We start from the raw sequence: 9162 nt of genomic DNA, 5'->3' as shown, positions 1-9162 counted from the left end.
TGTTGAGTTCTCAAGGAACGGTCGCTTCCTTCGTACTCACCCTCTCGGGCTTTCCTCCGGGCGCTTCCCTTCGGTGTTTCCGACTCTATCAGATCCTTTTTGCGATCCGATTCCCTGTCGGCGGGATTGCCGTGGGCCTTGGGCTTTCGCCTGTCGGCCTTTCGACATTCACTACGTTAGCCGATTCCCCCGCCCGATTCATAATCGGGCTCCGGAGGTTGGAATTCAGGCATGCGTGCACGCCAAAAACCGACCCCGTTGAGGGTGTTCGTAGGTAGTGGGTTGGCCGCTCCGGCTGCTGACTTCGCAGTACCCGGTTCAGCGGCTCGGGCTACGTTACGCCCCTCGTCCAGGCGCGTCAACTTCGGCGGCGCCTCGGGACGTGGGCCCTATAGGGGCTCACGGTGGGGTCGTTGGCGATCCAGTAGCGCCAGGGGTGGCTGTCCCCGTTGCCGCCGTCGCCGGCCACGCCGGTACGGGGGCCGTTGCGTACCTGGTCGGAGGGGACGGGGGTGCCGGTGAGGATGCGCAGCGGTGTCTCGTCGGGGGTGCATGCGTCCGTGCCGTCCAGGGCTCGGTCCACGTCCAGGGCGGTGGCCAGGCGGGCCGGGCCTTTGGCCAGTTCCTTGTCGTTGCGGGCCGAGAGTCGACGGGTGCGGGCCAGCTCGGCGCCCTCGACGATCTCGCCGGCTCGCAGCAGGACCGCGCTCGCCGAGCCGTCGGGGCCGCAGACCAGGTTCATGCAGTGCCACATGCCGTAGGTGAAGTAGACGTAGACGTGTCCGGGAGGGCCGAACATCACGTCGTTGCGGGGTGTGCGGCCGCGATAGGCATGGGAGCCGGGGTCGTTGGGGCCGTCGTAGGCCTCGACCTCGGTGAGGCGCAGAGCGATCGGACCGTCCGGGGTGGAGCGTACGAGGATGCGGCCGAGAAGGTCGGGGGCGACTTCCAGGACGGGCCGGTCGAAGAAGTCCCGGGGCAGGGGCGTACGGTCGGGGGTCGCGATCATGCCGTCCGAGGGTACTGGAGACGGGTGCTCGTGACGGGGTGGTCAGGGAGCGTGCACCTTGCCAGGGTGGGGTGCGGAACCGGCCGCGACCGGATCGCGTTTGTAGGGATCAAGGATCCACTCTGAAAAGAGGAGAGTCATGGCGTTCAAGAAGCTGCTCGCGAGCCTGGGGGCCGGTGGGGCTTCGGTCGAGACGGTGCTGACCGAGGTCAACGTCGTGCCGGGCGGCGTCGTCCAGGGCGAGGTGCGGATTCAGGGCGGGTCCGTGGCCCAGAACATCGAGGGTCTGTCCGTGGGCCTCCAGGCCCGGGTCGAGGTGGAGACCCAGGACTCGGAGTACAAGCAGGACATCGAGTTCACCAAGATGCCGCTCGGTGGGGCCTTCGAGCTGCAGGCCCAGGCCGTGCACGCGGTGCCCTTCGGGCTGGAGATCCCGTGGGAGACGCCGATCACGACGATCGACGGTCAGACGCTGCGCGGCATGCACATCGGTGTGACCACGGAGCTGGCGATCGCGCGGGCCGTGGACTCCACCGACCTGGACCCGATCAACGTGCACCCGCTGCCCGCGCAGAAGGCGATCCTCGACGCCTTCATCCAGCTGGGCTTCCGCTTCAAGAACGCGGACATGGAGCGCGGGCACATCCGCGGTACGCGGCAGAAGCTGCCGTTCTACCAGGAGATCGAGTTCTTCCCGCCGCAGCAGTACCGCGGGGTCAACCAGGTCGAGCTGAGCTTCGTCGCCGACGCGAACGCGATGGACGTCGTCCTTGAGATGGACAAGAAGCCGGGGCTGTTCAGCGAGGGCAGCGACACCTTCCGGTCGTTCCAGGTGGGTCTGCACGACTTCCAGGGGACCGACTGGGCGGCGTACCTCAACCAGTGGCTGTCCGAGGTCGGCAGCAAGCGCAACTGGTTCTAGGCTCGGAACTGCTGATTCCACCGGTTCGTCAGGAGGTATCGAAGTGACCGAGCTCAAGAGGCGGCCGCTGCCCCACGACTTCCATCCGCCCGTGCCGTCCTTCACGGTCACGAGCGAGGACGTCGAGCACGGCGGGACCCTCAAGGACGCTCAGGTCCACGCGGCCGGCAACACTTCGCCGCAGCTGCGCTGGGAGGGCTTCCCGGCCGAGACCAAGAGCTTCGCCGTCACCTGCTACGACCCCGACGCCCCCACGGGGAGCGGGTTCTGGCACTGGGTCCTGTTCGACATCCCGGCCTCGGTGACCGAGCTGCCGGCGGGTGCGGGCAGCGGCAAGTTCGAGGGTCTGCCGGAGGGTGTGATCCACGCCCGTAACGACTACGGGTCCAAGGACTTCGGCGGTGCCGCGCCGCCGCCCGGGGACGGGCCGCACCGCTATGTGTTCACGGTCTACGCCGTGGACCAGGAGAAGCTCGGTCCGGATTCCGACGCCAGCCCTGCCGTCGTCGGGTTCAACCTGCGGTTCCACACACTGGCGCGCGCTCATGTGATCGCCGAGTACGAGGTGCCCGCCGAAGCCTGACGTTCATGGAACGTTTGCCCGCCCCCGGTCATGGAAGTGATCGGAGGCGGGCACTTTTTATTTCGTTGTCCATCTCGGCGTGCCCGGCCAGAGTTGATCCCAGCCCGCCAGGGGGTGGGCAGGTGCACACGGGAGGTGGGCTGCAATGCGGGACACGCTGGTACTGAACGCGAGCTTCGAGCCGCTGTCGACGGTGACGTTGAATCGAGCCGTCGTTCTGGTGCTTCAGGACAAGGCCGTCGTCGAGCAGGCCCACCCCGAACTGCGTATGCGGGGAGCCGAGGTGGACATACCGGCGCCCCGGGTGATCAGGCTCTGCAGGTACGTACGGGTGCCGTTCCGAAGACAAGCGCCGTGGTCGAGGCGGGGAGTTCTGGTGCGGGACCGGCACCGGTGCGCGTACTGCGGGCGGCGGGCCACGACCGTGGACCACGTGGTGCCGAAGTCGCGGGGTGGGCAGGACACGTGGCTGAATACGGTGGCTTCTTGCGCGGAGGACAATCACCGGAAGGCTGACCGGACGCCTGAGCAGGCGGGTATGCCGCTGCTTCGGGAGCCGTTCGAGCCGACGCCGGCTGATGCGATGCTGCTGGCGCTGGGGGCCGACGACCTCGCTGCGCTGCCGGATTGGCTGGCGCTGGACGCGGCCTGACCAATCGCCGTAGGGCTTTGGGTGGTTCGTTGGCTGCAGGCTGTACGTGGCTTGTCGCGCAGTTCCCCGCGCCCCTTGGAGGCGTTCGGGCCCGCCTTCGTCATGAAGGCGGGCCCCTTTGTCGTACGGCCGTGTGTGCGTCAGTCGATCGACGGCTTCTCTCGGCGTTCCGTGCCCGTGCCGCCGTTGCCGGAGGGGCTGTTGCCTGAACCGCCGCCGAAGCCGCCCAAGTTGCCCATGGCGCCGGACAGGCCCTTGAGGGCGTCGCCGATCTCGCTGGGGACGATCCAGAGCTTGTTGGCGTCGCCCTCGGCGATCTTGGGGAGCATCTGGAGGTACTGGTAGGAGAGGAGCTTCTGGTCCGGGTCGCCGGCGTGGATGGCTTCGAAGACCGTACGGACCGCCTGGGCTTCGCCTTCCGCGCGCAGGGCGGCTGCCTTGGCCTCACCTTCGGCGCGCAGGATCTGGGACTGCTTCTCGCCCTCGGCGGTGAGGATGGCGGCCTGGCGGGTGCCTTCGGCGGTGAGGATCGCGGCGCGCTTGTCGCGGTCGGCGCGCATCTGCTTCTCCATCGAGTCCTGGATGGAGGTGGGCGGTTCGATCGCCTTGAGCTCGACACGGTTGACGCGGATGCCCCACTTGCCCGTCGCCTCGTCGAGGACGCCGCGCAGAGCCGCGTTGATCTCCTCGCGGGAGGTGAGGGTGCGTTCGAGGTCCATGCCGCCGATGATGTTGCGCAGGGTGGTGACCGTCAGCTGCTCGATCGCCTGGATGTAGCTGGCGACTTCGTAGGTCGCGGCGCGCGCATCGGTCACCTGGTAGTAGATGACGGTGTCGATGTTCACGACCAGGTTGTCCTGGGTGATCACCGGCTGCGGCGGGAACGGCACGACCTGTTCGCGCAGGTCGATGCGGTTGCGGATGGTGTCGATGAACGGGACCACGATGTTGAGGCCCGCGTTGAGCGTGCGGGTGTAGCGGCCGAAGCGCTCGACGATGGCCGCGCTCGCCTGTGGGATGACCTGGATCGTCTTGATCAGGGCGATGAAGACCAACACCACCAGAATGATCAGGACGATGATGACCGGTTCCATCGTCGTTCCCCGTACCCCTTCTCCGCCGCGGCGTTTTCCGCAGATCTTATGGTTGTTGAAGATCTTGCTGGTCGAGTCTGACAGACCGTCGCGTGCCTCGTGGCGGGTTCGCGCCACTTACGTCGTGCGAGGTCACATGACGATCGCCGTGGCCCCCTCGATGTCCACGACGTCCACTTCCTCGCCTACTTCGTAGGCGCGGTCGGTGTCGAGGGAGCGTGCCGACCAGACCTCCCCGGCGAGCTTGATCCGGCCGCCGGAGGCGTCGACGCGCTCAAGGACGACGGCCTGTCTGCCTTTCAGCGCGTCGATGCCGGTGGCGAGTTGGGGCCGCTGGGCGCGATGTCGGTTCGCGATGGGCCGTACGACGGCGATGAGTGCGGTCGATACGACGACGAAGGAGACGACCTGGGCGACGGCCTCGCCGCCGAGGACGCCGGCGACGAGGGCGGCGGCCACGGCACCCACCGCCAGCATGCCGAGTTCGGGCATCGCGGTGATCACGAGCCCGATGCCGAGCGCTGCCGCGCCGATCAACCACCAAACCCACGCGTCGATTTCCACATGGTCATGGTAGGACCGCGAGCCCTGTCACGGACAGGGCGCCGGTCGTTTGAACGGTCTTTCTCACCGCGGTCCTGACCAGGTTCTCGCGGGGTGAAGGACGGCGTCAGGACAGCGGGAGACCCTGTGCCGTCCAGCGGTCGCCGACCTGCTCGACGACGAGCGGGAGCCCGAAGCAGAGGGAGAGGTTGCGGGAGGTGAGTTCGAGCTCCATGGGACCGGCCGCGAGGACCTTGCCCTGGCGGATCATCAGCACGTGGGTGAAGCCCGGGGGGATCTCCTCGACGTGGTGGGTGACCATGAGCATCGAGGGGGCGATCGGGTCGCGGGCGAGACGGCCGAGGCGGCGGACGAGGTCCTCGCGGCCGCCGAGGTCGAGGCCGGCGGCGGGCTCGTCGAGGAGGAGGAGCTCGGGGTCGGCCATGAGGGCGCGGGAGATCAGGGTGCGCTTGCGCTCGCCCTCGGAGAGGGTGCCGAACTTGCGGTCGAGGTAGTCGCTCATGCCGAGGCGGTCGAGGAAGGCGCGGGCGCGCTGCTCGTCGATCTCCTCGTAGTCCTCGTGCCAGGTGGCGGTCATGCCGTACGCGGCGGTGAGCACGGTCTCCAGGACGGTCTGGCGCTTGGGGAGCTTCTCGGTCATGGCGATGCCGGCCACACCGATGCGCGGGCGCAGTTCGAAGACGTCGGTGCCGGGCTTGCCCAGGGTCTCGCCGAGGATGGAGACGGAGCCCGTGCTGGGGTAGAGGTAGCTGGACGCGAGGTTCAGGAGCGTGGTCTTGCCGGCGCCGTTCGGGCCGAGGATCACCCAGCGCTCGCCCTCCTTGACCGACCAGGAGACCTGGTCCACCAGAGCCCGGCCCTCGCGGACCACGGATACGTCCTGAAGCTCCAGAACATCGCTCATGAGCGCGTTGTCTCCCCTTGCTGTGACCGGTCTCGGCGTCTCGGCGTCTCAGTGGTCGCGTGCGCCTGTGGGCGCAGCCCTCTAGGAAATCTACGCCACCGGTCCGGCGCTTCATTCCATCGGTCCGGTCCTTAGGGTGGTGGCATGCTCTCGGAACCACGTTCAGGACGTCTTGCGGCTTGGGGTAATGCCCTTTTGGCCGGACTTGTCTCTCCCGATGACGCTGTGCTGGAGATTGTCGGGACCGATGCCGTGCACCGGGTGGAGGGGCTGCCGGCCGAGACCGCGCCCGTCGGTCTCACGCTGGCGCTGGGGCGGCTGCGGTCGCTCGGGGTGAGCGGGCTGCGGGTGGCGCTGCCCGCGCCGGGGCATCCGCTGGGGTTGAGCGGGCCGCCGGAGTTCAACGCGCGGGCGCTGGAGGCCGAGGAGGCGGTGATCTGCCACGGTGCCGCGTTCGGGCTGGTGCCGCAGGTGTACGAGGCCGGGCCCGAAGGTGATGTGCATGTCGAGGTGGTGTGGCACTGCCTGGCCGTGCGGGAGGCGCCCCCTGCGGATGTGCCGTCGCTGGGTGAGGCGGAGCGGGAGCTGGCGGAGGCTCTGCGGGAGGCCACCGAGGTGCTGTCGCGGCTGGACGTGGCCGGGTCGGGGCCGGTGGCCGAGGCGGCGATCGATGCGTATCGGGCGAGGGCCGAGCGGGGCCGGGAGGCGTTGGCTCCGGGCTATCCCCCGCGGGCGGTGCGGGTGCTTGAGCTGGCGCAGCGCGTGGGGTTGCTGGTGTCGCTGGCGTATGGGAACGGGCACGGGGGTGCGGTCAGCTCCGCTGAGATGGGGGCGCGGGCGGAGGCGTTGCGGCCGGTGGAGCGGGTGGCCAGGCGGGCGCAGGTCGCGGCCTACAACGCCGTTGTCGAGGAGCGGGAGCGGGGCGTGCGCTGAGTGTCGGGCGTCTGACGGCCGGCAGAAGGCGTGCACGACAGACCGGCCTCCCGGGACAGCCGGGAGGCCGGTGGTCACTGCCTGGTGCGCGGTGGCGTCACTTGTTGACGGCCAGGTTGCCGAAGGCCGGGTTCAGGATGCCCACGACGTTCACGCTGTTGCCCGAGACGTTGACCGGGATGTGAACCGGAGCCTGGACGACATTGCCCGAGGCGACGCCCGGGGAGCCCACGGCCTTGCCGTCGGCGTGCGCGCCGTCGGTGGCGGAGGCCACTCCGGCACCGGCGGCCAGCAGGCCACCCGCCACCATCGTCACGGCCGCTGCCTTCTTCAGGTTCTTCACTTCTAAGCCCTCCTTGCGATTGCCGCGGCAGTCGCCGCAGCACGCCATGGAGAACGGCGGGGATCCACGAAGGATGCGCCATCCGGGGGACATTCCCACGACGGTATGAATCTCAGTCCGGAGCGGAACCCTCCGTATTGCCGTCCGTCATGCCTTGCGGAGAGCGTTTCAGCCGGTCACGCCATGGCGTACGGCCCACAGCGCGGCCTGGGTGCGGTCGGCGAGGTCGAGTTTCATCAGGATGTTCGACACGTGCGTCTTGACGGTCTTCTCCGACAGGACCAGGGCCCTGGCTATCTCCCGGTTGGATCGGCCGTCCGCGATCAGGCCGAGCACCTCTCGCTCCCGCTCGGTCAGGGAGCCCGCCCTGCCCGGCCCTGAGTTGGCCTCCTCCTGGGACAACAGGGCGCCGGCGACCTCGGGTTGCAGCAGGATGTGGCCGGCGTGCACCGCGCGGATGGCGCCGGCGAGCGCGTCGGGGTCCACGTCCTTGTAGACGTACCCGGCGGCGCCCGCGCGCAGGGCGGGGATCACCGTGCGCTGCTCGGTGAAGCTGGTGACGATCAGCACGCGCGCGGGGTTGTCGAGTTCGCGGAGCTTGCGCAGGGCGTCGACGCCGTCCATGCCCGGCATCTTGACGTCCATGAGGACGACGTCCGGCTTCAGTTCCTCGGCGCGGGCCACTCCCTCGGCGCCGTCGGCGGCCTCCCCCACCACCTCGATGTCGTCCTGCACTTCCAGGAAGGTGCGCAGGCCCCGGCGGACGACCTGGTGGTCGTCGACGAGCAGCACCTTGATTGCGTCAGCCACCGGGGACCTCCATCTCGATCACGGTGCCCTTGCCGGGCACCGATTCCACGGTCAGCGTGCCGCCGACCCCGCTCGCCCGGTCCCGCATGGAGACCAGGCCCAGGTGGCGTCCGGCGCGGCGTATCGCCTTGGGGTCGAAGCCACTGCCGTCGTCGGTGACCCGCAGGACGGCTCCGCCGCCGCGCCGGTCCAGTGTCACGTCGACATGCTCGGCCCCGGAGTGCCGCAGGGCGTTGTGCAGGGCCTCCTGCGCGACGCGCAGCACCGCCTCCTCCTGGGCCGCGGGCAGGGCCTTCACGCCGCGGCCGGCGAAGGTCACGCGCGCGGTGTGGGCGCGGTCGAGCACCTGGATCTGGGTGCGCAGGGTCGCCACGAGGCCGTCCTCGTCGAGGGCGGCGGGGCGCAACTCGACGACCGCGGCGCGCAGTTCGTCGGCGGCCTCGGCGGCCAGCGCGGCCACCTGGTGCAGCTCGCCCTTGGCGCGGGACGGGTCCCGGTCGATCAGGGCGGTGGCCGCCTGGGCGGTCAGGCGCAGGGAGAACAGCTTCTGGCTGACCGCGTCGTGCAGTTCGTGCGCGAGGCGGGAACGCTCCTCGGCGATGGTCAGCTCGCGGCTGCGCTCGTACAGCCGGGCATTGGTCAGGGCGATGGCGGCGTGCTGGGCGAGGATGGAGAGCAGTGCCTCGTCCTCCTCGGTGAAGCCGCAGCCGTCCTCGGGCTTGGGGCACGAGGGGTCCTCCCCCTCGGGGCGCAGCTTGTTGGCGAGGAACAGCGCACCGATGACCTCGTCGCCGTCGCGGATCGGCAGGCCCAGGAAGTCGGACATCTCGGGGTGCGCCGACGGCCAGCCCTCGAAGCGGGGGTCCTCGCGGACGTCGGCGAGGCGCTCGACCTCGGCCTCCCGGAGCATCGCGGCGAGGATGCCGTGCTGACGCGGGAGGGGGCCGATGGCCTTCCACTGCTCGTCGCTGACCCCGTCGACCACGAACTGGGCGAAGCCGCCGTGGTCGTCCGGGACGCCGAGGGCGGCGTACTGCGCGTCGAGCAGTTCGCGGGCCGAGGCGACGATCGTCTTGAGGACGTCGCGCACCTCCAGATGCCTGCTCATGGCCAGCAGCGCGGAGCTCACCGCTGCCAGGCCGGACCTGGGCCTTTGACTCATGCCCTCACGGTACCGGCGGGGTGTGACAGCCGGATCGGACCAGTGGCGGCGGCCGGATGAGGCTCGGGACCTAGGGCTGCGGTCCCGGTACCGGTGCCGTAGAGCGAAAGGCCGCGGTGGGAGGCGTAGGACCGAAGGCCCGGGGTGTGCGGCGTAGGACGAAGGGCCCCGCGGTTCTGGGGCCCG

At 69.4% G+C, this 9162-nt stretch carries 11 protein-coding genes; 4 read left to right on the top strand and 7 right to left on the bottom strand.

From position 1 onward, the window contains the following. Positions 1–358: 358 nt before the first annotated feature. Entirely contained in the window at positions 359–1009 is a 651-nt protein-coding gene (locus ACFYNL_RS37995; protein WP_388812331.1) for a DNA-3-methyladenine glycosylase, read from the bottom strand. A 139-nt stretch (positions 1010–1148) separates the two neighbouring features. Here ACFYNL_RS37995 and ACFYNL_RS37990 point away from each other — a divergent pair, with 139 nt between their 5' ends. The 3 genes from ACFYNL_RS37990 (at position 1149) to ACFYNL_RS37980 (ending at position 3166) form a co-directional block, all read left to right on the top strand. Beyond that, a complete protein-coding gene (locus ACFYNL_RS37990) occupies positions 1149–1931 on the top strand; it encodes a sporulation protein (RefSeq protein WP_388812329.1) in 783 nt (260 codons plus the stop codon). 43 nt (positions 1932–1974) lie between these two features. Further along, the gene (locus tag ACFYNL_RS37985; RefSeq protein ID WP_388812326.1) at positions 1975–2514 is read left to right on the top strand and encodes a YbhB/YbcL family Raf kinase inhibitor-like protein; all 540 of its coding nucleotides are present in this window, start codon (positions 1975–1977) and stop codon (positions 2512–2514) included. A 145-nt stretch (positions 2515–2659) separates the two neighbouring features. Then, the gene (locus tag ACFYNL_RS37980; RefSeq protein ID WP_388812324.1) at positions 2660–3166 is read left to right on the top strand and encodes an HNH endonuclease; all 507 of its coding nucleotides are present in this window, start codon (positions 2660–2662) and stop codon (positions 3164–3166) included. Between the two features lie 140 nt (positions 3167–3306). Here ACFYNL_RS37980 and ACFYNL_RS37975 read toward each other — a convergent pair whose 3' ends face one another. From ACFYNL_RS37975 to ACFYNL_RS37965, 3 genes are all read right to left on the bottom strand, one after another. Beyond that, on the bottom strand, positions 3307–4260 hold the full coding sequence (locus tag ACFYNL_RS37975) for an SPFH domain-containing protein (protein ID WP_388812321.1): 954 nt from the start codon (positions 4258–4260) through the stop codon (positions 3307–3309). Between the two features lie 132 nt (positions 4261–4392). Continuing rightward, positions 4393–4824, bottom strand: a complete 432-nt coding sequence (locus ACFYNL_RS37970; protein WP_388812318.1) for an NfeD family protein — start codon at positions 4822–4824, stop codon at positions 4393–4395. A gap of 106 nt (positions 4825–4930) precedes the next feature. Next, positions 4931–5728: an ABC transporter ATP-binding protein gene (locus ACFYNL_RS37965; RefSeq protein WP_388812315.1), complete on the bottom strand. Its 798-nt coding sequence runs from the start codon at positions 5726–5728 to the stop codon at positions 4931–4933. A gap of 144 nt (positions 5729–5872) precedes the next feature. Between ACFYNL_RS37965 and ACFYNL_RS37960 the strand changes: the two genes are divergently transcribed. After that, positions 5873–6661 carry a hypothetical protein gene (locus tag ACFYNL_RS37960; RefSeq protein WP_388812312.1) on the top strand — a complete coding sequence of 263 codons (789 nt, stop codon included), beginning with the start codon at positions 5873–5875 and terminating at the stop codon, positions 6659–6661. A 97-nt stretch (positions 6662–6758) separates the two neighbouring features. Here the strand turns inward: ACFYNL_RS37960 and chpE are convergent, their stop codons facing one another. The 3 genes from chpE to ACFYNL_RS37945 all read right to left on the bottom strand — a co-directional run bounded on the left by chpE (position 6759) and on the right by ACFYNL_RS37945 (position 8976). Further along, the gene (gene chpE, locus ACFYNL_RS37955) at positions 6759–7004 is read right to left on the bottom strand and encodes a chaplin ChpE (RefSeq protein ID WP_388812310.1); all 246 of its coding nucleotides are present in this window, start codon (positions 7002–7004) and stop codon (positions 6759–6761) included. 168 nt (positions 7005–7172) lie between these two features. Beyond that, positions 7173–7814 carry a response regulator gene (locus tag ACFYNL_RS37950; protein WP_388812308.1) on the bottom strand — a complete coding sequence of 214 codons (642 nt, stop codon included), beginning with the start codon at positions 7812–7814 and terminating at the stop codon, positions 7173–7175. Beyond that, on the bottom strand, positions 7807–8976 hold the full coding sequence (locus ACFYNL_RS37945; RefSeq protein ID WP_388812306.1) for a GAF domain-containing sensor histidine kinase: 1170 nt from the start codon (positions 8974–8976) through the stop codon (positions 7807–7809). The genes ACFYNL_RS37950 and ACFYNL_RS37945 overlap by 8 nt, the downstream gene beginning before the upstream one ends. Positions 8977–9162 lie beyond the last annotated feature (186 nt).

It is taken from the genome of Streptomyces sp. NPDC007808 (assembly GCF_042868655.1).
In the GTDB taxonomy this organism is placed as follows: Bacteria; Actinomycetota; Actinomycetes; order Streptomycetales; family Streptomycetaceae; genus Streptomyces.
Note: the sequence above shows the minus strand (reverse complement) of the source record. Positions and strands in the feature narration are given on the sequence as shown.

What these genes read in the sequence shown, in the direction of transcription:
- ACFYNL_RS37980 (WP_388812324.1), top strand. Translation starts at nt 2,660, where the DNA reads ATGCGGGACACGCTGGTACTGAACGCGAGCTTCGAGCCGCTGTCGACG.
- ACFYNL_RS37990 (WP_388812329.1), top strand. Translation starts at nt 1,149, where the DNA reads ATGGCGTTCAAGAAGCTGCTCGCGAGCCTGGGGGCCGGTGGGGCTTCG.
- ACFYNL_RS37995 (WP_388812331.1), bottom strand. Translation starts at nt 1,009, where the DNA reads ATGATCGCGACCCCCGACCGTACGCCCCTGCCCCGGGACTTCTTCGAC.
- ACFYNL_RS37945 (WP_388812306.1), bottom strand. Translation starts at nt 8,976, where the DNA reads ATGAGTCAAAGGCCCAGGTCCGGCCTGGCAGCGGTGAGCTCCGCGCTG.
- ACFYNL_RS37975 (WP_388812321.1), bottom strand. Translation starts at nt 4,260, where the DNA reads ATGGAACCGGTCATCATCGTCCTGATCATTCTGGTGGTGTTGGTCTTC.
- ACFYNL_RS37960 (WP_388812312.1), top strand. Translation starts at nt 5,873, where the DNA reads ATGCTCTCGGAACCACGTTCAGGACGTCTTGCGGCTTGGGGTAATGCC.
- ACFYNL_RS37965 (WP_388812315.1), bottom strand. Translation starts at nt 5,728, where the DNA reads ATGAGCGATGTTCTGGAGCTTCAGGACGTATCCGTGGTCCGCGAGGGC.